This is a genomic window from Myroides sp. 1354 (assembly GCF_030324495.1).
Classification (GTDB): Bacteria; Bacteroidota; Bacteroidia; order Flavobacteriales; family Flavobacteriaceae; genus Flavobacterium.
In genome coordinates this window covers 23282-50020 of record NZ_JACAGN010000016.1, presented here as the reverse complement: position 1 = coordinate 50020, position 26739 = coordinate 23282, and the positions used below count along the sequence as shown (strand labels likewise).

At 34.8% G+C, this 26739-nt stretch carries 28 protein-coding genes; 12 read left to right on the top strand and 16 right to left on the bottom strand.

Going from position 1 to position 26739, the window contains the following annotated elements:
- Window positions 1-558 precede the first annotated feature (558 nt).
- Window positions 559-1362 carry a DNA alkylation repair protein gene (locus tag HX004_RS14665; RefSeq protein ID WP_286443351.1) on the bottom strand — a complete coding sequence of 268 codons (804 nt, stop codon included), beginning with the start codon at window positions 1360-1362 and terminating at the stop codon, window positions 559-561.
- Window positions 1363-1529: 167 nt separating this feature from the next.
- Between HX004_RS14665 and HX004_RS14660 the strand changes: the two genes are divergently transcribed.
- Window positions 1530-2657, top strand: coding sequence for an FAD-dependent monooxygenase (locus tag HX004_RS14660; RefSeq protein ID WP_286443350.1), 1128 nt, complete (start codon window positions 1530-1532; stop codon window positions 2655-2657).
- 35 nt (window positions 2658-2692) lie between these two features.
- Here HX004_RS14660 and HX004_RS14655 read toward each other — a convergent pair whose 3' ends face one another.
- Together HX004_RS14655 and HX004_RS14650 are read right to left on the bottom strand one after the other, a co-directional pair.
- A complete protein-coding gene (locus tag HX004_RS14655) occupies window positions 2693-3145 on the bottom strand; it encodes a hypothetical protein (protein ID WP_286443349.1) in 453 nt (150 codons plus the stop codon).
- Window positions 3146-3374: 229 nt separating this feature from the next.
- Window positions 3375-4643: an aminotransferase class I/II-fold pyridoxal phosphate-dependent enzyme gene (locus HX004_RS14650; protein ID WP_286443348.1), complete on the bottom strand. Its 1269-nt coding sequence runs from the start codon at window positions 4641-4643 to the stop codon at window positions 3375-3377.
- 609 nt (window positions 4644-5252) lie between these two features.
- Here HX004_RS14650 and HX004_RS14645 point away from each other — a divergent pair.
- From HX004_RS14645 to HX004_RS14635, 3 genes are all read left to right on the top strand, one after another.
- On the top strand, window positions 5253-6467 hold the full coding sequence (locus tag HX004_RS14645) for a DEAD/DEAH box helicase (RefSeq protein ID WP_286443347.1): 1215 nt from the start codon (window positions 5253-5255) through the stop codon (window positions 6465-6467).
- Window positions 6468-6732: 265 nt separating this feature from the next.
- Window positions 6733-7194 (top strand): hypothetical protein, encoded by a 462-nt coding sequence (locus HX004_RS14640; protein WP_286443346.1) that lies wholly within the window; start codon window positions 6733-6735, stop codon window positions 7192-7194.
- Between the two features lie 783 nt (window positions 7195-7977).
- Window positions 7978-8853: an AraC family transcriptional regulator gene (locus tag HX004_RS14635; protein ID WP_286443345.1), complete on the top strand. Its 876-nt coding sequence runs from the start codon at window positions 7978-7980 to the stop codon at window positions 8851-8853.
- Window positions 8854-8911: 58 nt separating this feature from the next.
- Here the strand turns inward: HX004_RS14635 and HX004_RS14630 are convergent, their stop codons facing one another.
- The 3 genes from HX004_RS14630 to HX004_RS14620 are packed head-to-tail and all read right to left on the bottom strand — an operon-like array spanning window position 8912 to window position 10295.
- On the bottom strand, window positions 8912-9382 hold the full coding sequence (locus HX004_RS14630) for a hypothetical protein (protein ID WP_286443344.1): 471 nt from the start codon (window positions 9380-9382) through the stop codon (window positions 8912-8914).
- Between the two features lie 42 nt (window positions 9383-9424).
- Complete coding sequence (locus tag HX004_RS14625) at window positions 9425-10132, bottom strand: SMI1/KNR4 family protein (protein WP_286443343.1); 708 nt, start codon at window positions 10130-10132, stop codon at window positions 9425-9427.
- A gap of 4 nt (window positions 10133-10136) precedes the next feature.
- Window positions 10137-10295, bottom strand: coding sequence for a hypothetical protein (locus HX004_RS14620; RefSeq protein WP_286443342.1), 159 nt, complete (start codon window positions 10293-10295; stop codon window positions 10137-10139).
- 152 nt (window positions 10296-10447) lie between these two features.
- Here HX004_RS14620 and HX004_RS14615 point away from each other — a divergent pair, with 152 nt between their 5' ends.
- The 4 genes from HX004_RS14615 (at window position 10448) to HX004_RS14600 (ending at window position 14405) form a co-directional block, all read left to right on the top strand.
- Window positions 10448-10999, top strand: a complete 552-nt coding sequence (locus HX004_RS14615; RefSeq protein ID WP_286443341.1) for a hypothetical protein — start codon at window positions 10448-10450, stop codon at window positions 10997-10999.
- A 282-nt stretch (window positions 11000-11281) separates the two neighbouring features.
- Window positions 11282-12001, top strand: a complete 720-nt coding sequence (locus HX004_RS14610; protein ID WP_286443340.1) for a DUF998 domain-containing protein — start codon at window positions 11282-11284, stop codon at window positions 11999-12001.
- A gap of 135 nt (window positions 12002-12136) precedes the next feature.
- The gene (locus HX004_RS14605; protein WP_286443339.1) at window positions 12137-13081 is read left to right on the top strand and encodes a hypothetical protein; all 945 of its coding nucleotides are present in this window, start codon (window positions 12137-12139) and stop codon (window positions 13079-13081) included.
- A 103-nt stretch (window positions 13082-13184) separates the two neighbouring features.
- Entirely contained in the window at window positions 13185-14405 is a 1221-nt protein-coding gene (locus tag HX004_RS14600; protein ID WP_286443338.1) for a hypothetical protein, read from the top strand.
- A 58-nt stretch (window positions 14406-14463) separates the two neighbouring features.
- On the opposite strand, the gene HX004_RS14595 is transcribed toward HX004_RS14600, so the two are convergent.
- Together HX004_RS14595 and HX004_RS14590 are read right to left on the bottom strand one after the other, a co-directional pair.
- Entirely contained in the window at window positions 14464-15414 is a 951-nt protein-coding gene (locus HX004_RS14595) for an ADP-ribosylglycohydrolase family protein (protein ID WP_286443337.1), read from the bottom strand.
- Window positions 15415-16145: 731 nt separating this feature from the next.
- Window positions 16146-16499 (bottom strand): winged helix-turn-helix transcriptional regulator, encoded by a 354-nt coding sequence (locus HX004_RS14590; protein ID WP_286443336.1) that lies wholly within the window; start codon window positions 16497-16499, stop codon window positions 16146-16148.
- A 100-nt stretch (window positions 16500-16599) separates the two neighbouring features.
- Here HX004_RS14590 and HX004_RS14585 point away from each other — a divergent pair, with 100 nt between their 5' ends.
- Window positions 16600-17133, top strand: a complete 534-nt coding sequence (locus HX004_RS14585; protein WP_286443335.1) for an NAD(P)H-dependent oxidoreductase — start codon at window positions 16600-16602, stop codon at window positions 17131-17133.
- A 55-nt stretch (window positions 17134-17188) separates the two neighbouring features.
- On the top strand, window positions 17189-17977 hold the full coding sequence (locus HX004_RS14580) for a PhzF family phenazine biosynthesis protein (protein ID WP_286443334.1): 789 nt from the start codon (window positions 17189-17191) through the stop codon (window positions 17975-17977).
- 47 nt (window positions 17978-18024) lie between these two features.
- Here HX004_RS14580 and HX004_RS14575 read toward each other — a convergent pair whose 3' ends face one another.
- From HX004_RS14575 to HX004_RS14565, 3 genes are read right to left on the bottom strand one after another with little or no spacing between them, the layout of a single operon-like run.
- On the bottom strand, window positions 18025-18594 hold the full coding sequence (locus tag HX004_RS14575; RefSeq protein WP_286443333.1) for a hypothetical protein: 570 nt from the start codon (window positions 18592-18594) through the stop codon (window positions 18025-18027).
- Window positions 18595-18644: 50 nt separating this feature from the next.
- A complete protein-coding gene (locus HX004_RS14570) occupies window positions 18645-19361 on the bottom strand; it encodes a LytR/AlgR family response regulator transcription factor (protein ID WP_286443332.1) in 717 nt (238 codons plus the stop codon).
- Between the two features lie 3 nt (window positions 19362-19364).
- Entirely contained in the window at window positions 19365-20414 is a 1050-nt protein-coding gene (locus HX004_RS14565; protein ID WP_286443331.1) for a sensor histidine kinase, read from the bottom strand.
- A gap of 189 nt (window positions 20415-20603) precedes the next feature.
- On the opposite strand from HX004_RS14565, the gene HX004_RS14560 reads away from it, so the two are divergent.
- Window positions 20604-21950: a serine hydrolase domain-containing protein gene (locus tag HX004_RS14560; protein WP_286443330.1), complete on the top strand. Its 1347-nt coding sequence runs from the start codon at window positions 20604-20606 to the stop codon at window positions 21948-21950.
- A gap of 156 nt (window positions 21951-22106) precedes the next feature.
- Here HX004_RS14560 and HX004_RS14555 read toward each other — a convergent pair whose 3' ends face one another.
- The 5 genes from HX004_RS14555 to HX004_RS14535 form a co-directional block, all read right to left on the bottom strand.
- The gene (locus HX004_RS14555) at window positions 22107-22748 is read right to left on the bottom strand and encodes a hypothetical protein (RefSeq protein WP_286443329.1); all 642 of its coding nucleotides are present in this window, start codon (window positions 22746-22748) and stop codon (window positions 22107-22109) included.
- Between the two features lie 3 nt (window positions 22749-22751).
- Window positions 22752-23522 (bottom strand): M15 family metallopeptidase, encoded by a 771-nt coding sequence (locus HX004_RS14550; protein WP_286443328.1) that lies wholly within the window; start codon window positions 23520-23522, stop codon window positions 22752-22754.
- 33 nt (window positions 23523-23555) lie between these two features.
- Entirely contained in the window at window positions 23556-24074 is a 519-nt protein-coding gene (locus tag HX004_RS14545; RefSeq protein ID WP_286443327.1) for a DUF2589 domain-containing protein, read from the bottom strand.
- A 193-nt stretch (window positions 24075-24267) separates the two neighbouring features.
- Window positions 24268-24885 carry a DUF2589 domain-containing protein gene (locus HX004_RS14540; protein WP_286443326.1) on the bottom strand — a complete coding sequence of 206 codons (618 nt, stop codon included), beginning with the start codon at window positions 24883-24885 and terminating at the stop codon, window positions 24268-24270.
- A 94-nt stretch (window positions 24886-24979) separates the two neighbouring features.
- The gene (locus tag HX004_RS14535) at window positions 24980-25633 is read right to left on the bottom strand and encodes a DUF2589 domain-containing protein (RefSeq protein ID WP_286443325.1); all 654 of its coding nucleotides are present in this window, start codon (window positions 25631-25633) and stop codon (window positions 24980-24982) included.
- 174 nt (window positions 25634-25807) lie between these two features.
- On the opposite strand from HX004_RS14535, the gene HX004_RS14530 reads away from it, so the two are divergent.
- Window positions 25808-26488 carry a hypothetical protein gene (locus HX004_RS14530; protein ID WP_286443324.1) on the top strand — a complete coding sequence of 227 codons (681 nt, stop codon included), beginning with the start codon at window positions 25808-25810 and terminating at the stop codon, window positions 26486-26488.
- The last annotated feature ends 251 nt before the right edge of the window (window positions 26489-26739 follow it).

Genomic DNA, 26739 nt, shown 5'->3' with positions numbered 1-26739 from the left:
TATTTACTATTTATTGTGAATTATTTTGTATTTAGGTAAATGTAAATGAGATGCTAAATGTTAATAGAAAAGAAAAAAAATAGCGAAGTTTTGGTATTTGTTTTTACTTGATTTTTTCAAGGAGTTAAGAGAGAAAAATAAAAGGGGAAAAAGGGAAATAACCTTATAAAATATGGTTTTTTACAAACTAGTCAAAACTGTATTTCATGATTTTTGCAGTACTTTTTCTTTGTGAAAAAAAATAGAAGGAGGAAAACCCTGTTTTTTAAAATCAGGGGTTTCCCATGGTATAAATTTAGTCATGAGCTTCTACATTTGTCATAGAAGTAAAATAGATAAAAGAAGGCAACATGAAAGGAAAACTAGTTTTACTTGTACAGAGAATAACGAAATCTATATTTCAATTGCGAAAGTCCCCACAACAATTTTAATATCTTAAAATGAGCGCTGTAGTATCTTCACTATAGCGTTTTTTTATTTACTGATATAATCAAACTCTGTTTTGTTGATTTGTAAAAGAAGAATGGCTTGTACTTGTGTTATAATCTACAATTTGAATTAGCCTTTTAGCGTTCTCAATGCTTTTTTTACGATGTAGGTTGTCGCTTTGGTATTACTTTCAGCCAACCAAGTATCACATAAATTTTGAACAAAATCGGGTTGGGTTTTACTAGCGTCATTTAACCAATTCCCTACACTATCTTGAACGTATTTAACGGGATCATTGCGTAAATTCTCTAATAAAGGCAGTGCCAGTGAGGGGTTGGATTTGAGTGCATCAATATGAGCACACCAAACACCTCGAGGTCGAGTAGCTTCTGTGGCAAAACGTCGAATGTTAGCATCTGAATGTAAGGTCCAGGGTTCTAATACTTCCAAACTAAGTGTTAGATTTTCAATGATAGTTGGACGCACTGCCATCCAGGCTGTTTCGCGAACTCCAAAATGGGTATCAGCTGCAAAGGGTTGAATTGCGTTGAGTTGTTGTATAGGGCTCAAGGTTGTATTGCATCCCACCATATAAGTCGCCCAACAACGGGGCATATCCGCAGGATGTTGGCTCAAAAAGGTAAAAAGTTCATGGTCCTTAGTCTTGAGCGTTTCAGCCAATAAAACTTGCCCAATCGTAGCATTTTTTAAGGTAATGGTTGGTTTTTTTAATGCTTCTAATGCTTCTAAAGTAGGTTTTAGATACGTTGATTTATTGCATTGTGCCAATACGATGGACAACATTTCCTTTATGTCAATAGCTAACCATTCTACTAAATTTGCGGTTTCAATCTTTCCGTGATTGAGTTGCACTAAAATCTCCGATGGAATTCCTTGTATGGTTTTTGATCCTTTTCTTTTCATTTGGTCCATGTTGTTCTACTTTCGAATTGATAGGCAAAGATTACTATCTTTTCTCATTCTTACAATACCGCATAAATTTGTCCCTATGTTATTTATTTTTACGCTAGTTGTTAATTGTGAACTGTGTGTAAATTCGTTTATATTTGAGTGTCAAAATAGAAAATGTAAATTACAGTATGCAAGTAGCCATAGTTGGTGCAGGAATAGCGGGATTAACATTAGCTGTTGCTTTGAAAAGAGCTGGTATTTCTTTTGTAGTATATGAATCCTCTCCTCGAATTAAACCCGTAGGAGCGGGTATAGCCCTTGCAAATAACGCAATGCAGGTATATCGTCATTTGGGAATAGCAGATGAACTCAACGGCAAGGGAACTCGTATTTCTACTGTGCTATTAACGGATTTAAATTTACAGGTTTTAGACCAAACTTCTTTGGTTAATTTTGAAGAAAAGTATCAATTAGTTAATATCGCTATTCACCGTAGTGCGCTGCATCGTGTTTTGTTAGATACTATAGGAAGTGAAGATATACAATTGAACAAGCGTTTACAACAAATCACACAAACAACAGATGGTGACTATCAGTTAGAGTTTGCAGATGGTACCAGGGTGAATCATCCCTTTATTATAGGTGCGGATGGTTTGCGTTCACAAGTGCGTCAATTGCTGTTTGGCGATTATGCTTTACGCGATGCGCATCAAGTTTGTTGGAGAGGAATTCTCCCTTTTGATCTCCCTCAAAAATACGAACACGTTGCTGTAGAAAGTTGGGGAAAAGGCAAGCGAATGGGATTTGTGAAATTAGCCGATCATCAAGTGTATTGGTATTTTTTAGTAGATGAAGATTTGCATCAACCTCAGCATGAAGTAACCTCCTATGTAGATGAATGTCCGCTTTGGGTTCAACAAATGATTCAACAAACTCCAAAAGAAAAGATTCACTTTGATAAAATATACGACCTTAAACCTTTTGAGGGATGGTATAAGGAGAAAGCTTGTTTGATTGGAGATGCAGCTCATGCTACAACTCCTAATTTAGGTCAAGGCGCTTGCCAAGCCATAGAAGATGTGTATGTAATCAGCAGGTTGTTAGAGCAATATTCTCTAGAGGAAGCGCTGAAACACTTTCCTCTTGCTCGTCAAGCTAAAGCACATAGTATTGTTCGAGAGAGTTGGACTTTAGGAAAAATAGCACAATGGAGAAACCCTTTGCTTGTTGCTTGCCGCAATACATCTTTTCGTCTTTTACCAACTTGGATGAAAAAAAGGCAAATGGAAAAGATGTTTGAGTTAAATCAAATTTAGTTTACCTTTTTTAATAGAATAAAAAATTAATGTGTTTATTTCCAGTGTAAAAGATCATCAATGGAATAAAAATTTCGATTAAAAAAATGAACGGATATTTCAACTTTGGGTTGGCTATTGTTGAAGGATAGCTGTTCTGCACGTTCTTCTTTTGTTAATTCTTGACGATAATCAAGATGTTTGTTGATGCGAATTTTTTTGTGATAAAAAACAACGTAAGCAATGATTTCCAATGTGGTATCCATTTGTTGAAAGAGGAAATCAGCATAGTATAAGACAGAAGAATAATTGGAAAAGTCAACCGAGAAATCGACCCTTTGTTTCGCTATTTTGATTCCATTTTCTCCGTAAATCGGCAAGAGATATACTAGTTCGGGTTGTGCTTGTAATACAGCCCAATCTGGAAGTGGAAAAATATAAGAGTTGCCATAATATTGATTGAGTTCTGTTGCAAGTATTGGCATAATTTGAGCTATAATTTTCTCCATTTTTATAGGTATTAGGTTTACTGGCAAGTTCTGAAAAGAAAGAGATTTATTTCTCACTACTTCTCGGTATTTTTTATTGAAATAATAGACAGCTACAAGTGATAGTATTTTTAGGTTATGTTATAAAAATGAAAAGAAATTCAATATGATACGACCGGAAAGTAGTGTGGTCATCAAATAAAAAAATCGCTCCTTGATTTATCGAGGAGCGATTTTTTTATTTGCTTGTTTATTCGCGTTTAGTCAGTTGTAATTTTTTACTGATATACTCAAAGACATTCAATGCTTTATCTAAGTGTTCTTTGGTATGTGTGGCCATTAGACTCATGCGGATGCGTGAATCTTTTAAGGATACTGCGGGATACATGATGGGATTGGTATAAACGCCATTTTCAAGTAATAGTTTACCCACTTGACTATTTTTGTATACATCTCCAATCTTAACAGGAATAATTGCTGAATCTGTAGCGCCAATTTCCAAGCCGATGTCAACTAATCCTTTTTTATAGTATGTTATGTTCGTCCACAGTTGTTTTTGCCATTGCGGTTCCTCATCTATTAATTCAATGGCTCGACTTACACCTACAATTGCGGGTGTTGCAGCAGCAGAAAAGGCATATTGCCTCGATTGAAACTGCAGGTATGAAATTAGATTAGGGTTGTTGGCAACGAGATATCCTCCTATATTGCCAAAGGTTTTACTAAACGTTCCGGTGATGATATCTACTTGGTTTAGTACATCGTGATATTCCATTGCACCGCGACCTGTTTCACCTAATACGCCAATACCATGAGCATCATCCACTAAGAGAATCCCGCCATATTTTTTCGTGATTTCTAGTATTTCTTTGAGTTTGGCAACATCGCCATCTTGGGAGTATACTCCATCAATGATGACCATTTTGGTGCGATAAGTATCTTGAGCAGAAGCTAAAATGCGCTCTAGTGCTTCTGTGTTATTGTGTAAAAAACGCTTGACAGTCGTACCCATGATGCCTTCATATACGCTGGCGTGGACTGCCATATCTACAATAGCAATGTCTTCTTTTTTTAATAAACAAAGTAAAGAAGCACTGTTGGAGGTATATCCTGTAGTATAAACGATAGAAGATCCTTTAGGGCGTTTGAAGAAGGCAGATAGCTTGTCTTCTAGTTCTTTGTGATAATCGAAATAGCCCCCTATTAAAGGTGAAGCTCCTGCTCCTGTTCCGTATTTTTCGATTCCTTGAATGACTGCTTTTTTTATTTCAGGATGTTGAGTGAATCCCAAATAATCATTACAAACAAAACTGATGTAATCTCCTTTTTTGATGTAGCCATCTTCTTCTAAACCTATTTCAGGACCACAACCAGAGTTAGCTAATAAGCGGTAGTTCATAAATTCATTTTCACGTAGGTAGTTGAGATACCCCTCGTGAACATGAGCTCTTTGATAAATATTTAAGTCGGGAATATTTTCAAAATCTTTAAAACTCGCTTTAGTAAAGTCTATCTTCATACTTTATTTATTGGTAGGTTTAATCCTTATAAAAGTAAGGTAAATTCCTTAGTTGGAGAAATAATTTAAATAAATAATCTCGTTATGAGAAGAAAGAGAAATATGTAGAGGCAAATGTCAATTTGCCCGTTATCCTGAATAATAATTGGAAAGAGAAAAGAGAAATACGCAGGAGCAAATGGCAATTTGCCCGTTATCCTGAATAATAATTGGAAAGAGAAGGGCAAAGGGGATAACAAATAAGCATTTTTTCGTTATTTAATGGTTGAGAGGTTTAATGTACGCTAGTTTGTTGAAAGTCATTTAAAAGGTCTATATTCGCGCAGAATTTACCTATAAATTTATGCTTTCTATTATTTTATATAAGAAAAAGCTTTTTTTAGTCGATTATTGTTTTTTTAACTTTTCTTGAGATTAGTTTTCATGTTGCTCTAGAACGATGATTTTATAGGAGTAAATGAGAGTATTTTATTTTAGGTTTTTTAGTAAATAGCATAGAACGCAAAGCGATAATGTAAATAAAAAAGGTTGAAATAAGTTAAAGACTCCTGATTATTTCAACTTTGCTTATAGGGAGTAGTATAAAAACTGGGTGTCCAGTCATTGAATATGAATTTTGAACAATTAGATATAATTCAGCCTATCTTAAAGGCGATTAAACGAGTAGGATATACACAACCTACTGCCATACAAAAAGGAAGCATTCCTTTCATTTTAAAAGGGCATGATCTTATTGGATGTGCACAAACGGGAACAGGAAAAACGGCATCTTTTGCTATTCCTATTTTGCAATTGTTAGAGGAACAAAAAGGTGATAAAAAAGGAGTTCGCTCTTTGATTTTAACTCCTACGAGAGAGTTAGCCATTCAGATTGATGAGAATTTCAAAACGTATGGGACACATTTGAAACTAAAACATTTGGCTATTTTTGGTGGGGTACCTCAGCACAAACAAGTTGCGCAATTGAAGCGAGGTGTAGATATTGTTATTGCTACTCCAGGTCGTTTATTGGATTTGTTGAATCAGCGTTTAATTTCCCTTCGCCAGTTGGAAATTGTGGTATTAGATGAGGCTGATCGTATGTTGGATATGGGATTTGTTCGAGATGTAAGAAAGGTATTCACTCAAATTCCCAGTCAAAGGCAAACGCTATTTTTTTCTGCAACAATGCCACCAGAGATTAGAAAGTTAGCGATGGAATTAGTTCAAAATCCCAAGGAAATTAATGTAACTCCTGTTTCTTCTACAGCGGGAACAATTGAACAAGGGGTTTATTTTGCTGAAAAGGACGAAAAATTACCCTTGTTAATTGAGCTTTTAAACGATACTTCTATTCAGCGTTCGCTGGTTTTTACACGAACAAAATATGGGGCAGATCGATTGGCCAAAAAACTGAGTAGTGTAGGTATTTCTGCTGCTGCTATTCACGGTAATAAGTCCCAAAATGCTAGACAACGTGCACTTAGTGATTTCAAGGAAAATCAAATTCGCGTATTAATAGCGACGGATATTGCTGCTAGAGGAATTGATATTGAAGAACTTCCACATGTTGTAAATTACGAATTACCCAATATTCCCGAAAGCTATGTTCACCGTATTGGACGTACAGGACGCGCAGGCGCTCATGGTATTGCAATTTCTTTTTGTGCGGAAGATGAAAAGAAAGAACTCAAAAAGATTGAAACATTAATTGGAACTAAGATTGCGGTACATTCACTTGAAGCTTCTAGTTTAGAAGAGGTCAAGCCAGATCCCAAGAAAATTAAAAAATCCAAAAAGCGCAGATATTGGCCTAAGAAATCAAAAAAAGCAAAAGATCAGTAAGAATAGCTATAAGATCGAGTATTCTGTTTTTTTGATTATTCGTGTTATGCGAAGTTCTAATCAATTCTCTTTGTGAGAAGTAGAGGAATTAGGGTTGTTGAATAGTTAATAATAAGTGAATTTTGTTTGAAAATTACTAACATATGCTTTAATTTGATTTAATCTTCTTGTAAAAAAGAGATATAAAATGAGGATTGTTTTTTTATCAACAATTATTTTGCCTTACTAACAAAATAAAAAATTGAGAATAAAAACAAGTAGTAATATGAAAAAGAGCATTATTGTTGGAGTATTTGCATGCATGGTTTCTTTTGCAAATGCACAAACAAAAGTTAACAGTACGAGTATTGGTGTTAATTTAGGAGGATTAGTATCATTAGTTTACGATGATGCATCCATTTTAGGGCTAAAAGACAGCCAATGGAATCAGATTAGACAATATCAAAGAGATTGCGAGAGTCAATATAGTAGTTGGGCTAGTTCAAAACGGTATAGTGAATCTGAACTCAATCGAAAAAGAGACCAATTGTATAGGGAGGTACGAATTAAAATAGGAGATATCTTGACTATTGAGCAACAAGAAAAATGGAATGACAATGCGTATGTGTACACCCATTATCGCCCTTATGATCACAAGAGAGACCATCATTATCACAAAAGCAATAAGTACAAAGACAAACACAAAAATAAAAATAAACACAAGCACAAACACGAACACTGTGATTAATACAAAAGAGCGCTAGTAGCGTTCTTTTTTTGTGTAGGCGTGTAGATGAAGGATGAGATTACAACGAAAGGAAGAGTAAAATACAATTTTTTCCTTTTGCGGTAATCTCTCTTTTTTATTCGTTAATCAATAGTATGAAACGAGTCATCTGTATTTACTTTTGTTAAGCACAATAAAAGAGAGGCTCTTTCGCCTTACAGCGGTTTATCTAAGATTCGTTGAATACAGATATAAATAAAGCCACTCAAAGGTAAGGAGTTAGTGGGGACTATTGCATTAAAGGTGTTTAGTGTAAACTTACCTTTTTGAGGTTTAACGACCGAGTGGCTTTATTACTTAAGCTCAAGAACAAACAACAACAATTTTTTAGAGGAATCCTACTGTAGGATTTAAAAGAAACAGAAAATCCCCTTAAAAGCATTCTAGCAATAGAATGCTTTTTGCATTATAGTATTTTATTCTTTTTTTCTTCGGATAAGATGGATGCTGTGGATACTAAAAAACATTTGAATTTTTTAGTTTTATTTGTGTATTTTTTGTTAATTTTTTTTTTGTTCTATTTGTTGAAATAATGTTTAATTTAAGTTTGGGCTTAAAAAATGATTATTTATTGATGTTTTGTGGGATAAAACTTGATTAAGGTGTGAAATTATTTGCAGTAATATGCGTGTATATATACTTTAAATTCAGGTTTCTATCCTAATGTTTTGTCAATTTTACTTTGTTTTGTTTTTTCAATTTAAGCCTATAAATAGGGTTTAACGATGAAAGAAAGACAATACTATGAACATACCTTTAGAGCCGTTTATGCATCGGTCCTCTACTAGACTGTATATAAATTGCGAGAATTTAGATAGAGTCTTGGAGCTAAGACAAGATTTTATTTTTGCCCCTCATGAGCTTAGTTTTTTTAGTATTCACCTGTTTACTGAAGGAGAAGGTACTTTAAATGTTGATTTTAATCCTATACAAGTGGTAGCCAAAGAGGTATTAGTTCTTTTTAAAAATCAAGTGGTTGAATGGAAGGATCCCATAGATTATAACGCAAAGGTTATCATTTTTACGGAAGATTTTTTTTGTATTGATGAAATGCATTTTCAGTTTTTTCACACGTCTACTATATTTAAGTATGCGGGAACTTGTAAAAGTATTAATGTCAACAATCATTTTGATGAATTAGTTTTATTATTTAATATCATCAATCAAGAATTAAATAAACCCTACTATCCTAAACAACAATACGTGTTGAATAATTATCTGTTTAATGTTTTAATTTTTTTAGAATGCTCGTTGAATCAATCCGCTGTAGAGGAGAAACTAACAGTGTCTCATGAAAAATTAATTGTAGCGAAATTTAAAGATTTTGTAAATAAGAATTTGAATAAAAGCTATAGTGTGAAGATGTATGCAGAGGAATTAAACCTAGGCTTGAGAACAGTTGAATATGCATTTCAAAAAATTGAAAACACAACGCCTTATAAGTGGATTTGTAAGCGAATCGTGATGGAAATCAGTAGATGTTTATTATACAAAGATCTACCAGTGAATGCAATTTCGTATCGGTTGGGGTTTAAAGAAGCGAATCATTTGTCTATTTTTTTTAAAAGACAAACGGGATTTACACCGTTAGAATATAAGAATAGGTATACCAAAGATTGAAAAAGGTCTTCCAGGAATAGAAAAAATGTACATTTGTTGTACGTAGTCAATCCAAGCATTACAACTTATAGTTGATGGGAATATTCAAGCGCAAAGAAGTTGTAAAACCTTTGATGGGACGAAATTCACCTTTGTTGGCCAGCGGAAATCCGTATCCAAAATCCAGTTCAATGAAAGTAGCAAATGACAATCCTATCTTAGGTGTTAAGGTATAAGGAGTGAATTCGGTTCGTCCAAATAATCCAATGTAATACATTTCAGAATAGTAAGTGGTTGCAATTTCAGGAATTACAATGAATTTATTTTCTATCCACGTGAAATTGGCTGTAGCATCTACTTTGATAATATGCTTTGAATTGAGTTCCGCAGCATAGTAAAGCCCTGTTTTGAACATAGTGCGATTTTGATATTGATAACTGAATGAAGGACCAAAGAGTTGATCTTGAGCTTGAAGGGGAATCGCTGTTCCCAAGTATACAAATACAACGATGAATACTATTTTTAGGCTATATTTTTTAGGTGCTGTCATACTAGAATAAGAAGAGGGTTACTGTATTTCTTGGCTTTAATGTTAAATCGTGTAATCAAATTTAGTGTTGAGGTGATTGAAGTTAATTTCGCGTTTTATAATTTCTTCCACTTCCTCAAAGGTTGCCAATCCTTCTGCTGTTGCTTTGCTACCATTGGGCAATGTATAGGCATATTCTGTTACTTTTCTTTCGTATATTTCCTCTAAGATTTCTATCTGTCGTACAGTTAGATAAGGACGATGGGTATGCAGTTGGCTTTGAAAATTGATTTTGATTTCCTTTTCCTCTTCTTCAAAAACCATAGCGCAATCGTCTATTTCTCGCGTTGCTTCTACCAATTGTCTAAAAATAAAGTCTTGTAAGTTTTTCGCTAAAATTTCAGCTTCACAATCGTCATGCGGAAAAAAAGTAATGGGAATATCCTCGCCATTTTGCAAATCGAATTGAAAAACGTATAAATCACCTGCTCCATTTTTAGCAAAGGGAACGAAGTGATATTTTGTTGCAATATCGTATACCTCTAGGTCTTTAATCTCCAAGATCCCAGCTTTGTATTCTGTGGGATTCCAAATTTCAATATCTTCTCCAAACAACAGCAGAGGTGGTTGTTGTTTGAGTTTAGGAAAGGTAATCCTAGACCAATCCATTCCTGTTGGACCTAAATCCAACATACCATCAGCAAATAGTTTTTTATAAAGAGGAGGGTATTGTATTTCTAATTCCTTTTCAATTTCGTTTAAAGTTGTCATTTGCCTATCTTTTTAGTTTAGATAAAGATTCTTCATTCAAGCGTAAATGTACCTTATTAATGAAAGGTGTCATATCCCCAAAATTGGTGGTTTTAAAATAAAATTGAGGAATAGAAGATGAGAATGTACTAGCTAAATCGATGTACATTATGAGGGGAGTCATGTGGCGGTAATTTATTTAACATTTTTAACATTAGAGTGAGTTAAAATTCTTAATATTGCATCCTCAAATTATTTTATTTAACGAAGTAGGTTGAGGAGGAGAGTGTGTATCTTCTTATTCAAGCGCATTTAAATTATTTATTATATCTTACTATGAATACTTTTTTAAAAAAACTAAGTTTTAGTTTTCTTTTTATGGCTGTTACTTCTACAGCTTTTGCACAAGAAGCTCCTACTAGGAGCTATGATGATCCAAATAAGCTTTATATGGGATTAGGATTGGGATTGGATTATGGTGGAATAGGTGGTAAAATTGAATACTTACCGGTTAAAAATATTGGTGTTTTTGCAGGTTTGGGATACAATTTAGAAGAAGCAGGTTGGAATATAGGAGCTTCTTATAAAATAAAAGCGAGCGAGCGTTTGTCTGTTAATCCTACAGTTCTTTATGGGTATAATGGAGTACTAAAAGTAGATGGTGCTTCAGAATATAATATGGTTTCTTACGGGATGAGCTTTGGTGTGAATGTTGATATTCACGTTGGAAAGCAGGGCAACAAAATCACTACAGGATTTTTTATTCCTGTTCGCTCTCAGAAATTTAGAGATAATTATGACGCAGTTAAAGACGATCCTTACATCAGCATGGATAATGAATTATTTCCATTTACGGTAGGTGTTGGGTATAACTGGAGATTGAATTAATAGAGTTATATATAAAAAAGCGTTATTTCAACGCTTTTTTTGTTTTTAGTTGTGTTGAAAGACAATTCAAATCTCGTATACATTCTTTTCATGCGTTAGTCTATGGGTATTTGTTTATAATTTTGCCCATTGTTAAGGATTCAAGGTTCAAAATAGAGTGATTAATGAATAATTTTTAGTTTAATCTTCATTTCAAAATACAATACCTACGTTTAAAAATAAATTTAATATATTATTTTGTTAAAATATGTTTATATTTAATTTTTATTAAAAAATTATAGTATGAAACAAGCAATTAAAAAGCGAAATCCTGAAGAAACAGGGAAAAAGATTATATTTTTGATTGGGTTTTTAGCATTTCTTCTCCCTACATTAATTTTAATACTAAGCGTTGTGAAATGTTGTCGTCTTGAAACTTCAATAAGTCATAATTATTTCACTAATAATAGAGAAATATTTACGGGTATTCTTATTGCAATAGGGTTAATGATGATATGTTATTCTACAACCCCTGATACTGAGAATCCTAGTGATAAGAAGAAAAATAGAGTGGAGAAAAGTTTAGCTAGAATTGCAGCAATATGTGCAATTTTAATTGCTTTATTCCCTACTTCACCTCATACTTTAGAAAGCGGTCATACGTCTCCTGAAAAATTAGCAGTGGATATGTTACAATATACACTTAATGGGGAGTATACTAGTTTTAATCAGATTATTCACACTGCTTCAGCTTTAATTCTGTTTATTATATTAAGTGTCTTTTGTTTTTATATATTTAAATCAGAAACAACTAAGTTTAGATCGCTATACAACCTCTGTGGAATTTTGATCTGGATTGGAATCTTATTAGCAGCTTTTGGAAAACCACTAGAAACGCTAACCACTATTGCTCAATTTGTATTTATCGGAGAAACTCTTGCTTTGTTTTCATTTGGTGCATCTTGGATGTTGAAAGGAAAAGAAGAAGCGTTAACTCTTCTTTTTAGGAATCATAGAAAATAGAGTAGTTATTGTGAACGGATCACTGATGATTGATAACTCTGATCCCCATATAAATAAAATCACTGATTTTAGGGAGCAATTCATTGCTGTTAATTGCGTTATTTTGGAAAGAAAAGCAAGTAAAAGTAAGACAAGATGAAAAATAGAGTAGATCAGCTGAAAGCACAAGGTAATTATGAAGAAGGCCTGGGATTGCATGCGGATGAAATAGCCACCTTAAAGAATCGTTTAGCCCACGACATTCCCCCATTTTTTATTGCATATTTGGAAGCCTTTGGATTTAATCCAAATGTATTTTGGGCTGTTTTTAATGAAGAAGATGATTTTATCGAACAAAATGAAATGATCCAAGAGTTGGGCTATGCCAATTTCCTCGCTATAGGAGATGAATACAATGAAAATCTCTTACTGGCAAATGTGGAGAATCAGCAGCTTTTTTTACTAGAAGATGACCATTTGATTGATTTACAAGTAACCTTTGCTGAAATGCTTGACCAAGCAGTGGAGGAGAGAGGAAATCACGCTGAAGTAAATTTCCAACAAATTACGGCCGTTTATAGCAACTTACAAGGCTATAAACCAGGTTTGGTTGATACCGTGAAAACCTTCTTCAACCAATTAATCGCTGAGGCACAAGAACAAAAGGATGATGTATACGGTTTGATTCTGGTTAAAGATCCAAAGAACAACGGATACAAAATAGCTGCTGGAAGTTTTAACGACTTTAAGTCTGAAATTGAACAACAACCCCTTGATTTTGACAAACTGTGGAATCCAGAGCAAATGAAATATCAGGTATACATGCCGATAGCGGAAACCTTGCTAGAAGTGAAAACAGAAGTAGAGCGCAAGGCGATGGATTTACTTCTTTTGGATGTTTTGCGCGAGTTGAAATCAGAAGGATACTTTGAGGCACAACCAGAGGGATTCTCCCTATCCATTCAATCTGGAGAGGTGAATTTCTTCCCCGAAGATTCTTATGATGAATCCCTGATGAAAGAAAATGGCTTAGAATCAAAAATCAAGCGCTTTTGGGAATCTCCCTATGATCGAACACGCGTATTAATTGAAACATTATAAGATAATTGGTTGTTTCTACAATTGGATATTGGTAGAAGATATATAACCCTTTGTTTGATCGCTAGAACAGCTAGCTTTGCAAAATAAAAAAGAAAAATAGTCAATGGATCACAAAGAAACCTGGATAGAAGGAGACACCCTTTTTTATACTGACCATCAAGAAATTGAAACAATAGCGATTCACACCCTAAAATATGCCTATGCACAAGTTTTAGGTCATGTTCCTTACCTCTTCGTTTTTGCCGAATATCAACGGTATATTTCAACGGAGTTAAAGGGATTTGAAGCGATGTATCAAGAGCTGTCTAGTCGATTTCACTTTGACGATGATGCCTTTTTTGCCGTGTGTAAAACCAAGAAAGAAGATGATAAAGTAAAAATCTGGGCCAAACAAACACATCAAAATTATCAAATCTTAGAGGAGTATATTGACGATGGTGATTTGGGCTATGAAGTATATGCAACACCCAAACAAAGCATCTCTTGGGATATTACCTACGAACAATTGGAAGCCTCAGGTTTAGTAGAAGCCTATTTGACGGATTACGGTACTAAATATTTGCGGTTTAAATACGCTGTTCGAATAGAGGGAATTCTAATCCATCAATTGGAGATTTATGCAGATCATTCGAGTGCCAATCGGCCTATACAAGAATATTTCGTTAACCTATACGATGAAACCAATAGCGATACAAGCTATCGCGAATTGCGTGAACTCTGGATAGACGATAGCATTGATGTTAGTCAATACGGCTATGAAAGAGAGGATCAGTGTTATTTGCAATTTGAATTAACACAAGGGATAAGCGCTTCTATTTGTTATACCTATGACGCAGTACATAGTTATGACGATGGCAGTACTTCTCTTCATTTCTACAATAAACGCGAATACGATTATTTTCTAGAAAATGAGGATTATGAAGCCGTGATGGAACTAACAGAATTTCTACCTTTTTCCGAGCGATTGAATCTTCAAGTGAGTTATAAGGAAAGAGATGAAGTAAAACACATTCCTACGAAGATTATAGAATCCCAAGGAAATCAGTCTGGGATTTGGCTGGATGAAAGGAATCATAAAATTGGATTTGTAGGTCAGGATACAGCCTTGATTCTAGACCTCGATAAAATTAAAAATTTTACTTTTCAGAATGTGTTACCTGCAAAAGGAGGTGGATATGCCGATTTAATTGTACATTTTAAAACGGAGGATTACCTCTATGTTTTTACTGCAGTAGATACGTATTTCTTCGATTCCTTAGCCAAGCAATTGGAGTCAATGACAAAGAAAAAGGTCAATATACCCGAAGCCTATTACAATTGTTAACTTGTGGATAGAAAAAGTAGTTTTCTGATTGCTCTATTCGTTGTCTGGTTGTAAAAAATTATACCCTTGTACAAGTAGCATAGAGTTGATTGGCTAATGCTTCAATATCCTCTTTTCTTTTGAGGGGGTCAATCCAATGAGAAGGAATACTGTCGTATCCATATAAAAGCCCAGCTAAAGCGCCCGTAATGGCTGCATTGGTGTCTGTATCCTTACCCAGTGAAATGGCTTGTAAGATTGCTTCTTCGTAACTATTCGTTGTCAGAAGGCTGTGCATGGCAATTTCTAAACTTCCCACCACATAACCTTGACTATTGAAAAGAGTAGGAGAAAGGGATAAAAAGTCCTCAGAAAAAAGACGTTTGAATACAGGGTTTTTGACATAATTAATCCCTAATTCTTCCTTCATTTTGACGAAAGCCAAAGCCGTATCTTTCGCGTAATATAACTGTTTTGCATACATCAGGTAGATAAAACAGCTATCTACCGATATGGAATGAGCGTGAGTTACACTGCTAAAGTCGCATATATATTGATAAGGATCTGTAATCGTTTGATCATATAAAAGTGGAAGAAGTAGAGGAGCTATACGCATCAATGAACCATTGCCATTATCGCGTTCCGTGTTGAGTCCAGTCGTTCTCCAATTGTAATCCGCAATGAAATTCTCAATAGCGAATAAGGTCGTTCTCCCTACATCAAAAGTGTGTCCGTCTGTTGTCCAATACCCCTCTTTTAACCACTGTTTAAAGCGATCCATCAGATCGTTTAAGTCTGTTTCACCAGCTGCTAGATATTCAGCTGTACAAAAAGTTAGAGAAGAATCATCACTAAAAGTACCAACGGGCTTGTTCCAAGAACCGAAAGGAAGAAAGCGGTTGGATATATCTTGATAATTCGATTGTACAGAAGCTAGATTAATGTCTGCAGGACTTTTAAACTCAACAGGCACTCCTAGTGCATCTGCTACTGAAATACCAAATAAAATATCTTTTGCGAGGTTTGACATGACTTAGTTTTTGATTGGATTTCTTTCAAAAATAAAGAATTAATGGCTAATTCAAATGGAAAAGATATATTCTTTGTTGCTAATGTGTTATACGCAACAATAATATAGAGTTGAAAAGGAAACTAATTCAGAAACCAACTATTAAACTGCAAAGTGGGAATTGGATTATCATCGTCGTTTCTACAAGAAGAGAAAGTGAGTAGTAAAAATACACAAACTAGAATTCGGAAGCTCATCTTTTTCATACGTTATTTAATTGAAAAGGGTTAATAGTATAGTTTCAAAAGTATTAGGCAATTTTGAATATTTTTTGAATTTTGTTTTTAAAAGTTAATCTGCCTATATATAAGGATGTACTATTTTAGTATTGTGATTATTCCTTTTTTTAGCGTAATCAATTTTGTCCATCATACGTTTACCTACTGCTAATTAGAGTTTTTGTTGGATTAAGTAATGGAGAAAGCCTTGGGAAGTTCAGGCTAAAAAGTTCAATGCTTTTAGAGAGAAGCATGTTTTGTTAGAATAAAAATAGAATAAGCTGAATATAAAACTTTTTAATTCAACGAAATAGAGTAAGAGACTACCGAGAAAAGATAGGACGTTAGATTCATATTGTTTTTTAAGCAATAGGCTTGAATTTATAGAACTTGAATCAAGAATGTGTTTGAAACAGGTACATGATTGTCAATGAGAAAGAATAGTCCTGTTGAGTGAGCTATAATAGAAAGGATTTATAGCTTTTTGTGTTCAGCACCCCAATCGCCTAAGGCTTTAATGATAGGAGATAGTTTTAGACCAATCGCTGTTAATTCATATTCCACTCGGGGAGGAACTTCGGGATACACCGTTCTCGAGATAATCCCATGCTCTTCTAATTTGCGCAATTGGAGGGTTAGTACCCTTTCTGTGATGTTGGGCAATACTTTTTTAATCGCTCCAAAACGCATCTTCCCCTCGAGTAAATAGCAACAAATAGCCATGGTCCATTGCCCGCCAATGATACTGGTAGCATAAACTTCATTACACGTATTCTCAAGAACTTTTTTGTTCTCAAAATGGGTAGAGGTTTCTTTAATTTTAGTCATTACTTACTTTTTTGATAGTATCTAACAATTGGGCTCAAAGATACGAAATGCTAATAAAACGCTCTATTTTTGCTCTAATATTAACTGTAAATGATAAAAAATGAAGCGAACGTTAGTTATAATAACCCACCCCAATTTTGAAAATTCCGTAGTAAATAAACTGTGGATAAACGAATTAAGCAAATATCCTGATCAATATTATATTCACAATTTACACGAGGTATATCCAGATGGAATTCTCGATGTCAAAAAAGAACAAGCGCTCATAGAGGGGTATGATCATATTGTATTTCAGTTTCCTTTCTATTGGTTTAATTGTCCCCCTTTGTTTAAGACTTGGTTAGATGGAGTTTTAACTTATGGATGGGCTTATGGAAGCGAGAGTGGCTACAAAATGGGAAATAAAAAAGTAGCACTAGCGGTTAGTGTAGGGATTGATGAGAAGGAATATACCCCAGAAGGAAAGTATATGTATACACTAGAGCAGTTGTTGGCTCCTTTTGAAGTGACCTTTCGCTATATAAAAGCAGATTATCAGGGATTTTATGCGTATTATGGCATTGAAAGAGACAGTTCTGAAGAAGCGATACAAAGCAGCCTTGCGCCTTATATGAAGTTTATTCAAGGCGTATAAAGGAAACGTAGTTACACCTGAGAATAAAACAATTTATCCCTAAATGACAACAAATATGCCATTAGAATTATACCAAATCGATTCTTTTACCGCTGAGATTTTTCACGGTAACCCTGCTTGTGTGGTTCCCTTAAAAGAGTGGTTACCTGATGAGGTTCTATTAAAAATAACCAGAGAGAATGCAGTAGCAGAAACCGCTTTCTTTATCGATAAAGGAGATTCGATTCACCTAAAGTGGTTTACTCCGGAGATTGAAATGGATTTATGTGGACACGCTACCTTAGCGGCAGCTCATTGTCTAGTTTCTATTTTAAATTACAAAAAGGACACCATTGTCTTTGATACGAAAAGTGGTGCGTTAACAGTAGAGGTGAAGGATGGAATGTACTACATGGACTTCCCCTCCCGAATGCCTGAAGTTTCAACTCTTCCAGATCTTATCGCAAAATCCTTGAATATACAACCCAAAGCGGTATTCAAATCGAGAGATTATGTGTTAGTCTATGATTCAGAAGAGGAGATTAAAAAGATCCAAATAGAACGTTCTATTTTCGATCTGATAAATCTAGATCCAGGTGGTGTAGTGGTCACTTCAGTAGGCAGTGATTGTGACTTTGTGTCAAGATATTTCACCCCTCAATCCACCATTCTTGAAGATCCTGTTACCGGATCTGCTCACTGTTCACTTATTCCATTTTGGTCGTCTAAATTGGGTAAAGAGACCCTTTTTGCTCGTCAAATATCCGAAAGGGGCGGAGAACTATATTGTCAAAATAAAGAGAAAAGAGTAATTGTGGCTGGTAAAGCGAGGACCTATGCAAAGGCACAAATCTATATCGATTAAGTCTTTGGATTTCATCCTCCAACACGAATATGTATTGGGGGATGTATCTAATGAGTAGAAAATTCCCAATTTCGAACGATAAAAACACGGGCATCACGCTCTTTGAAGGTGTTGTTTTTCAAAGAATCTTCGTTAATAAGGATATGGGTTAACTTAGGATTGTCCTTCCATTTTTTTAAGGTATTTCTCAGTTTCGCTTTTAAAAAAGAGGGAGCTACATTAAACGCTTCTCCTTCATAGTCTTCGCCATGAAGTGAAATGGTGAAATCACCATGTCCTTTGTGATCTGTTATACCTAAACGCAAAGTAAATGTAGCTTTTTTGTATTCAGACTTGATTTCGACGAGTTCTACTAAACCATTGAGAATAACCAAATCAGAAGCAATCCTATTTGCAGCTTCATAGATACTAATGTTTTTGTAGGGGCCATAGATATGAGATTGATCGCTGTTTCTTCTCTTTAAAAGTTTAATGAAATCAATTGTATGTAAGGGGGTAGGAAACAAGATAGGATGCTGCTCTAAGTATTCGAAATATTGTGTTTTTAAGCGTTTTAAAGCTTCAAAATCAATATTTTGAAGCTCACTGTCTGCAAGTAAACTTTCTCCTTTTTTCATAGTAAAATGGCAATTTAAATTCTTTTTCTAATCTTTAAAGTCTTTTATCATTACATTATTTTGATTTTTTCATAGGTCTGTTCGCGGTAACTCAATCCAATGGGGATACTTTTTTTATTGGTTAACATGATTATGTGCTGCTCTACATAATGAATCTTATTGAAGTTAATAAAATAAGATTTATGTACTCTACCAATATAGTCTAGGTGTTTTAAGTTTTCTTCAATCGTAAGAAGTGTACCGTGTACCATTATTTTTTCTGTTTCTGTATAGAGGCAAATATAATTGCGCATGCCTTCGATGTAGATCAATTCAGCTGGGTCGATTTTGACCAAACGCTTATCGCTTTTTACATAAAAAGCGTGGTGGTTTTCAGCGGACAGAGGAGTTGCTTGGTGAACAGGTCGTATGTACTGACTCGCTTTTTGTATGCTTTTAGAAAATCGTTCCAATGAAATGGGCTTCAACAAATAATCTAAGGCATTTTGATTAAAGGCCTCTACTGCATAATGGTTGTACGCCGTGGTGTAGATAATGGCAGGAGGATTAGCAAATAGGGAAACAAAATCAGTTCCGCTGATTTCTGGCATTTTGATATCCAAAAAAATCAAGTCAATTTCTTTATTCTTATGGAGAAAACGGATTAATTCAAAAACATTATTACAGATGCCTTCCAACTGTAAAAAATCAAATTTTGAAATATGGTGAACCAAAACTTCCTGAGCGAGCGTTTCATCATCTACAATTAAACAACGTATTTTCATCATTCTTTAAAATTTTATTTCAAGCGTTACACGAAAGGTATCTTCCTTTTTCACAATTTGTAATACATGCCTTGATGGATAAAGCAACTGTAAGCGTTTACGGATGTTTTCAATCCCTATTCCACCCTTGTCTTTGGTAACTCGTTCTTTAAAACTGTTTTCGCATTCAAATATTAATTTGTTGTTATCACAGTATAAATTAGCATCAATATAAGAAACGTCAATGGTAGAATCAACACCGTGTTTAAAAGCATTTTCTATCAAGGGAAGTAAAAGCATGGGCGCAATTTTAATGGAATCTTTTACCTCGTCATGACGAAATGAAATACGAGTATTAGCGGGGATTCTTAAACGCTCAATAGCCAGATACGTATGTAGAATATGTATCTCTTGACTGATGGCAATTTCTTTTTCCTGAGTTTCATATAAGGAATATCGCAAGATATCAGAAAGTTTTAAAATAACAGCTGGTGTTTCTTTCGATGTTTTAAGAGAGAGGGCGTATAAACTATTTAGAATGTTAAACAGAAAATGCGGACTAATCTGGGATTTGAGTAAAGAGAGCTCTGCAATGTTTTGTTGAGCTTGTATCGATTCCTCTTTTTTAATTTTTAATATATATTCTTGTACCACATACCCCAGAGTCATGATACATAACAATAGCATGATTCCTGGAGCAACATCCAAGTAATGTTGATATTTTTCGAATGATGAAGGCAAAGAAATATGAATCGCCAAGGCTGTAAAATCACTTAACTCGCTTTTCTCGAAGTACTCATAAAGCCATTTTAAGTACTGTCCTATAATTATCACTGAAAGGAAGAAAAGTATTATGACATTCAGTAGATAGCGTCGGATGTTTTTATGGAGCCGAAGTTTTGGAAATAACCAGAAATTATTAATCCATGGAGGTATAAAAAGAAGTACATTATAAAGTAGAATGCAGCCTACTGGTAAAATTTTACCGTTGTTCTTTATACTGACAAATACAATTAAACCCGCGAAAAGTACATTGAGCAAGAGTCTTGATAAATTAAATCTAGCTATTGAATTCATTAACGAATGCTTCTATAAAAACGTAAAGTTAGTTGTTTTCTATAACGCCTGTGTGTTTTTTACACGAACAGTTGTTATTCGTAGACAAACAAGATGCGTTTTTTATGTCCCAATTCTAGCGCGATTGGTCAAAAAGAACGAAAAAATTGGAGTAGGACCTATTTTATTTGCATCAAATAAGTATTTAAGATGAAAAAAATATTTCTAACAGTAGTATTCAATATTTTTAGTTTACTGTCAGCACAAAATCCTGATTACACGAGGTCTATGGATAGCTTGATGCGCGATTTAGAACAACATAACGCTTTTTCTGGAAGTGTTCTGCTTCAAAAAGAAGGGAAAACGATTTATACAGGCGAATACAATAAACTGGGCAATCATTCAAATCAGTACAAAGTGGGATCTCTTACAGCAGTTTTTACGGCAATTATCACTTTTCAACTTATAGAGGAAGGCAAACTAACGCTTGAAACAAGGCTTGATCAGTATTATCCAACGATTAAAAATGCGGATAAAATAACAGTAGCCAGTCTTTTAGGTCATAGCAGTGGGGTTTATAATTACCTCGAGTGGAATGCCTACTATACGTCAAAGCATAAAAAATTTACAAAAAAAGAAATGTTGGATTTGATTCTACAAGGTAAACCCGAGTTTAAACCTGAACAAGACCGCATTTACAGCAACGCCAACTACTTGCTTTTGGGGTATATAATAGAAGATGTAACTCAAAAAACATATGCAGAAAATGTAACCATAAGAATTGTAAATAAAATAGGATTGCAAAATACGTATTGTGAAACCAGTGAAAAGGAATATCCTCAAAGAAATACATCTTATTTGTATAATGGAGCAAAATGGACGACAGAAATAGATACACATCCGAGTTTTATCTCTTCTGCAGGCGCCGTTGTATCTACCACAGCGGATATATCAAAATTGATGGAAGAGCTTTTCAAGGGAAAGCTAGTTTCCGAAAAGTCATTGACGCAAATGAAGAGAACCAATCAGAAAGGGATAGGATACGGGTTATACAAAATGCCTTTTTATGATAAAATAGGCTATGGATATATAGGTAATATCGATGAATTTTATTCGTTTACCATTTATTTTCCCACTGAAGGATTGTCTATTTCATTGTTGTCAAATGGGGGGAGTATAAAACTGGAAGAGGTGGCCCTGGGTTTGTTTTCGAAGTATAGGAATAAAACGTATCAACTTCCAGATTTTACAATTTATGCAAGTCAAACTTCACCTTCGACTAAAATGTATACGGGGGTGTACAAAGCAACCTTGATTGGACTCATTACGGTAGGGGAATTCGAGATACGTGAAGCGGCCAATAATTACTTATTCTTGAGCATATATGCAGAAGGAAAGGAAGGACAAAAAATTTTGTTGGAGCGAAAAGGAGAGCATAAATTCTATGGGAGAAAAAATAATGCAGATTTCGACTTTACGCTAAACAAAAAAGGAGAGGTTAGTGCCATGCGCATTACCCAAAATAAGGTATCCATAAGCTGTAAGAAAATCATGTAGACAGCGGTTGAGCATCTAACATCACTGTTACTTTTAAAAAAGCCAAGAGCACTTTTAGGACGACTCTTGGCTTGGATGTGGGGATGTTTTATCTTTTTTGATCCAATAAATCAGCAGCATATTTTTTACTAAATTTATTGGAGGAGAAGGGAAATTTCAATTTGAAATTAGTTGTGAGTTGATCGTATTCGCTTGATAAGCACCTAGTTGTTCGTTCCAGGTGTAGATTCCCTTTTTAATCAATGCATCTAAAAACTCGATTTCTTTACCGAAACCAGTGCGCATGAGTTGTTTAGTCATATTAAAATAACGGAATACAAACGGTCCAATTGGATGTGGATCATAAAACTGATACTTTAATTGATCAATTGCACCATCACTGAGAACATAAATCGTTGTATTGTTATTGGTTAGGTATTCCAACCAAGGCAAGTTGTATTGCTCCCAAAATTGCGTATCCGTTTTGTATACGTCATTGTTGAGGTTTAGAATTTTAAATCCTCTGTAGGAATGAGTTTTAAAAGTCAGCGTATCCAGTTGAGGGAAGTTTAGATAAGCGATGGATTGGTAAATATCTTGTATCGTATCCTTGTTGTTTATAAGCTTTTTGTATACGCCAATTAAGGCAACGGGTTGTTTTACATTTCCAATAATTAATCGATCCGTTTTGTAACTAAGTTTGATGTTTAACGTATCATTTCCTGTTGAATTGGAAGTAAATGAAAAGGGCTGTGCGATGCTTAAGCTATGACACAAGAAGCCTAGTATAAGCAAGAGGGGTTTTACGTATGGTTTCATAGGCTATAGTAATTTAGCAATTTCAAAGTGCATTCCATCTTTTCGAGAAAAATGTCCTCCCCAGTAGAAGCCAAATTCGTGTGCTAGGGGAACCAGCTCGCGTACAGATCCTTTTTCTCCTAAGGCTGCGGGTTCAATGTTTAAGGCATTCCACTGCATATTAAGATCAAAAGCAGTTCCAAAAGAATGATTAGACAAGGCTGTTTTTGAACCTCGAATTAATCTTGGGTTATAACTTCCTCCGTAAGTGAGGAGTAGATCCATCAAGTTGCGTTTTTCAATTTCGTTAAAGAAACCACGTAATTGGTCTGCTGCTTTTCGGTGAAATCGCATAGATTTGTATATCCCATTGGAGATTTTTCTCAGCTGAGGAATTTCCACTCGAATGATATTTTTCGACTCAAAATCATTTTGAATAATAATGTTTTCTGGATTGTCTTTGGTGGGACTTGAGACGAAGAGTATTTCACCAAACAAATCAAATTTTGCTTGCTGATTCACCACGGGCGAAAAGGCTGGTTTTAACGGGAATTCCCTTTTTTGGTTGGCACAAAATTCCATGCCATCTTGATAGGCGGCGAACCACGTTTGGTTGCCTATATACCCATCTGCGCGTAATTGCTTTTTTTGCTGGTAATTTTGAATCACCTTTACAAATTCAGGATCATAGTGATCATTCAGTGGGCCACTGTAGTTGCCCAGACTCATTTGGAATTTTTTCCACTGCAAGAGTAATTCACTTGTTGTGTTCGGTTTGATTAGTTCAATTTTCATTGTTTTTAGTTTTATGGGTTGAGTAATAGTAGGTTAAGTGATTTGCCTTTTTAGAAAGTTTTCATAACTTTCTGTCAATAGTTTTAGTCCTTCTGGAGTTTCATGTGGACTCAGGGTAATTTCTAACTTACCAAAGTTAGTGCCAGGTGTTTTTTTCAATAGATTCGAAGGAGCTTTACCAAATAAGAGATGTAAATCATTCTCGATGATTTGCATTTGAAATTCCGTGGTAAACGTAGCTTTTTCAATTCCACAAGTAGTCATTGGAACTAAGGCAATTAAAGGAACTTCAACAGGCGTCATCACGAGAGAAAAGTTATCCTGATTGTCTTTATCAGGTACTTCGTTTTTCTCTGGATAGGTTAAGGTGACTGTTTTAGGAGTTAGTGTTTTTTTGGAAGTAACTTGCCCTTCTTTATCTGCAATTTCAATTACTGTCTCTTCAAAGTAATCGCGTAAAAGTGATTGATTTTGTTTGATAATCTGCTCGTTTGAGGAGAGGATTGCTGCGTGTATCGCTTGAATAAAATTTTTAAAACTAATGAGTGCCATAGGATACTGTTTTTGGAATTATAACTTTGTTTTTTCAAAAGACTTGACCGCCTTTTCTACTATATTCTTGCTATCTAAGGATATACCGATAGAAGCATGGCAGGTCGAGCAAGTAAATTTTCCACCTTGTAGCAGTTGATTGATTTCAAGTAAGATGGGAGTATTGCAATCTGGACATGCAATAGTTGTTGTTTTAGGTTGCATCATGATTTTTAGTTGTTAAGGGTTGTATATTTTTATTGTATAAATCTAAAATGTTCAAAATACCTAATGGAAGAGGGAGAGCATGGGCTTGAATGTCAATTTTCAATGCTTTTTGATTTGATTTGGCATATTTTTTTTCTGCTGCACTCTCGTGTTTCTCATTGGAAATTTTTCCATTTAACTGGGCTTTGCGTTCAATAATTCCATTATGACCATTGATGTAGCTGGTGGTAGAGGTAATTTCTAGATTAAAAGAAACTTTCATCTTATCAATAGCGATGGAGTTGATAGGAGCAATGGATAAAAGAGGAATTTGAAAAATCATTTCGTGATTGACCATCTCACCCTTGATTTCCACCGGTTTGGTGATCGTCATGTTGATCATTTTCGGTTTATAAATCGTCTGGTTTTCTTCCTTTTTCTGTTCTCCTTCTTCTTTTTTTGTCGCTACAAAATATTGGTCAAGAATCGCTTGTGTTTGCCCATTGAGCATCACAGTATTGGCTTTAGAGAGCGCAATTAAGGGAGCAGAAATGATGGACTCAATATTCAATTCTGAATCTTGGTCTCTAGTGTATAAAGGGTCTTGCTGTGGTGTTTGAGTCATCGTTTTAATTTTTTAATAGTGAGCGCTATTTTCTAGCGCTCACTAATTGAATTAACATGCTTCAGAACCTGTTACAAAAAAAGATGCCTTTTTATTATGCACTTTTTTCTTTAGGTTTCGAAACTACTGTAATCGGATCAATTGATTTTGAGAAAGCATCAATAATCGTAGCAATACCAGTAGGTAACGGTAATTGTCCGGCGTGTACACTCACATGGTACTTGGCAGAGTTGCTCTTTTTGTAGTGTTGACTTTCTTTGCTAGACTCACTACTGTCATAACTTGCTTTTCCTTTGATCGTCGCAGAGAAAACACCATAGCCAATCTTCGCTTCTAATGAGGCTTCTCCCGCTTTCTTTTCACTTTTTTCTTTGGAGTTTTCTTCCGCAAAAGAGGAGCTTACCTCCATGTCAAATTTGATGTCTACGGAGTCAACGGCCAAAGAGTTAATAGACATAATAGTCATTAAAGGCAAATTGAAAGTAGTCCTTATAACCTCTGTGGTAGATGTACCATCACTACCTTCTTTGATAAGAGGACGCTCAAGTTCCATGCTAATCATAATAGGAAGAAAATATTCCTTACCATTCTCTTCTCCTTTAGAAAAGCAAGTGTCTAAAATAAATTTTGCTTGCGTCATTGCCATTTTAGCATTGGCATCCGCAGCTGCATTTAATGGACCTCCAATTAATGAGTCCATAGGTAATCCCGAAAATTGTTGGGAAATTGATAATAAATTTGATTCCATAACTTATAATTTTAAAGTTCGATACAAATCTAGGTTCGATGTGGTTCTGTTTTTAGGGGAGAAATACCTAATTTAGGAGGTGTTTTTCCCTTTTTATCTATAAATTGATGGGATAATGTGTAGAGAGTGTTAAAACGATTTGGTTATATTTGTACAAATGTTAACATTTTAGGTATGGAAAAAATTACGTTTGAACAGGTGAAACAAGGTGTTACCAATTGGTATTCAATTGCTCAGGATACAACACTAGTAGATTATTTGTATCAACACCCGCTTCGATTTGAAATAGCAAGTACAGTATATGATCAATTGGTTGATGAAAAGCACTTGAAACTATATTTTGGTTATAAGGAGAAAACAATCAACAAGAAGGAGACGATGAACAATATAGTAGGGCAATTTTTTCTTATCATCATTCCCGATTCCTTAGATAAAGAAGAGAACTACAAAGGAGATCAATTGCCTAAAGATGTGTTCTGTTTTCCTGCGGTGCCCTATGGTCCTATTGGTTCAGATGAAATATCAAGCAAAGAGGCAGAAAAGCGCAGAAGCAGTTGGAAGAATGCAAAAAGAAGAAAGCGCACCTTGGAGAAATTTAAATCAGCGCCACTTATTTTCCAAATTCCCCGAACAAACCTTACTGCTGTATCTCAAATCAATCATCTGTATTTTGGATTAGTAAATAAGAATATCCTAAAGCGAGATTTTCAGTATGATTTGATTGTGGAACAACTTAGTGAAGGAAAAGAAAAACAGGCTAGTGCCTTTTTTGATACCGCTCGTCCAGTACCACCATTCAAACCTACAATCATGGATAATGGCCTGTACAACTATTTGAAATTGGTACAAAATTAATGAGGTATGGATTTATATACCATGGTAGATGTAATAACCAAGGGTCTAACGATTAATCTAGTGGTATCCATAGGGCTCTATGGATACTTTTTTTTGCACCAATCCCCAGTTCATAAAGGGTTGGGAAATTATATTCTCACTTGTCTCGTATTTGATGTGTGCAGCTACGTGTGTGGAAAGTACTTGGGGTACAATCATTTTTTTATTCCTTTGTTTGGATTAGCCGAATTTGTCTTATTGACAAAAGTTTT

Excerpts from the sequence above, each read along its gene's own strand:
- HX004_RS14665 (WP_286443351.1), bottom strand. The coding sequence starts at position 1,362 with ATGGACCAAATGAAAAGAAAAGGATCAAAAACCATACAAGGAATTCCA.
- HX004_RS14660 (WP_286443350.1), top strand. The coding sequence starts at position 1,530 with ATGCAAGTAGCCATAGTTGGTGCAGGAATAGCGGGATTAACATTAGCT.
- HX004_RS14655 (WP_286443349.1), bottom strand. The coding sequence starts at position 3,145 with ATGGAGAAAATTATAGCTCAAATTATGCCAATACTTGCAACAGAACTC.
- HX004_RS14650 (WP_286443348.1), bottom strand. The coding sequence starts at position 4,643 with ATGAAGATAGACTTTACTAAAGCGAGTTTTAAAGATTTTGAAAATATT.
- HX004_RS14645 (WP_286443347.1), top strand. The coding sequence starts at position 5,253 with ATGAATTTTGAACAATTAGATATAATTCAGCCTATCTTAAAGGCGATT.
- HX004_RS14640 (WP_286443346.1), top strand. The coding sequence starts at position 6,733 with ATGAAAAAGAGCATTATTGTTGGAGTATTTGCATGCATGGTTTCTTTT.
- HX004_RS14635 (WP_286443345.1), top strand. The coding sequence starts at position 7,978 with ATGAACATACCTTTAGAGCCGTTTATGCATCGGTCCTCTACTAGACTG.
- HX004_RS14630 (WP_286443344.1), bottom strand. The coding sequence starts at position 9,382 with ATGACAGCACCTAAAAAATATAGCCTAAAAATAGTATTCATCGTTGTA.
- HX004_RS14625 (WP_286443343.1), bottom strand. The coding sequence starts at position 10,132 with ATGACAACTTTAAACGAAATTGAAAAGGAATTAGAAATACAATACCCT.
- HX004_RS14620 (WP_286443342.1), bottom strand. The coding sequence starts at position 10,295 with ATGACTCCCCTCATAATGTACATCGATTTAGCTAGTACATTCTCATCT.
- HX004_RS14615 (WP_286443341.1), top strand. The coding sequence starts at position 10,448 with ATGAATACTTTTTTAAAAAAACTAAGTTTTAGTTTTCTTTTTATGGCT.
- HX004_RS14610 (WP_286443340.1), top strand. The coding sequence starts at position 11,282 with ATGAAACAAGCAATTAAAAAGCGAAATCCTGAAGAAACAGGGAAAAAG.
- HX004_RS14605 (WP_286443339.1), top strand. The coding sequence starts at position 12,137 with ATGAAAAATAGAGTAGATCAGCTGAAAGCACAAGGTAATTATGAAGAA.
- HX004_RS14600 (WP_286443338.1), top strand. The coding sequence starts at position 13,185 with ATGGATCACAAAGAAACCTGGATAGAAGGAGACACCCTTTTTTATACT.
- HX004_RS14595 (WP_286443337.1), bottom strand. The coding sequence starts at position 15,414 with ATGTCAAACCTCGCAAAAGATATTTTATTTGGTATTTCAGTAGCAGAT.
- HX004_RS14590 (WP_286443336.1), bottom strand. The coding sequence starts at position 16,499 with ATGACTAAAATTAAAGAAACCTCTACCCATTTTGAGAACAAAAAAGTT.
- HX004_RS14585 (WP_286443335.1), top strand. The coding sequence starts at position 16,600 with ATGAAGCGAACGTTAGTTATAATAACCCACCCCAATTTTGAAAATTCC.
- HX004_RS14580 (WP_286443334.1), top strand. The coding sequence starts at position 17,189 with ATGCCATTAGAATTATACCAAATCGATTCTTTTACCGCTGAGATTTTT.
- HX004_RS14575 (WP_286443333.1), bottom strand. The coding sequence starts at position 18,594 with ATGAAAAAAGGAGAAAGTTTACTTGCAGACAGTGAGCTTCAAAATATT.
- HX004_RS14570 (WP_286443332.1), bottom strand. The coding sequence starts at position 19,361 with ATGATGAAAATACGTTGTTTAATTGTAGATGATGAAACGCTCGCTCAG.
- HX004_RS14565 (WP_286443331.1), bottom strand. The coding sequence starts at position 20,414 with ATGAATTCAATAGCTAGATTTAATTTATCAAGACTCTTGCTCAATGTA.
- HX004_RS14560 (WP_286443330.1), top strand. The coding sequence starts at position 20,604 with ATGAAAAAAATATTTCTAACAGTAGTATTCAATATTTTTAGTTTACTG.
- HX004_RS14555 (WP_286443329.1), bottom strand. The coding sequence starts at position 22,748 with ATGAAACCATACGTAAAACCCCTCTTGCTTATACTAGGCTTCTTGTGT.
- HX004_RS14550 (WP_286443328.1), bottom strand. The coding sequence starts at position 23,522 with ATGAAAATTGAACTAATCAAACCGAACACAACAAGTGAATTACTCTTG.
- HX004_RS14545 (WP_286443327.1), bottom strand. The coding sequence starts at position 24,074 with ATGGCACTCATTAGTTTTAAAAATTTTATTCAAGCGATACACGCAGCA.
- HX004_RS14540 (WP_286443326.1), bottom strand. The coding sequence starts at position 24,885 with ATGACTCAAACACCACAGCAAGACCCTTTATACACTAGAGACCAAGAT.
- HX004_RS14535 (WP_286443325.1), bottom strand. The coding sequence starts at position 25,633 with ATGGAATCAAATTTATTATCAATTTCCCAACAATTTTCGGGATTACCT.
- HX004_RS14530 (WP_286443324.1), top strand. The coding sequence starts at position 25,808 with ATGGAAAAAATTACGTTTGAACAGGTGAAACAAGGTGTTACCAATTGG.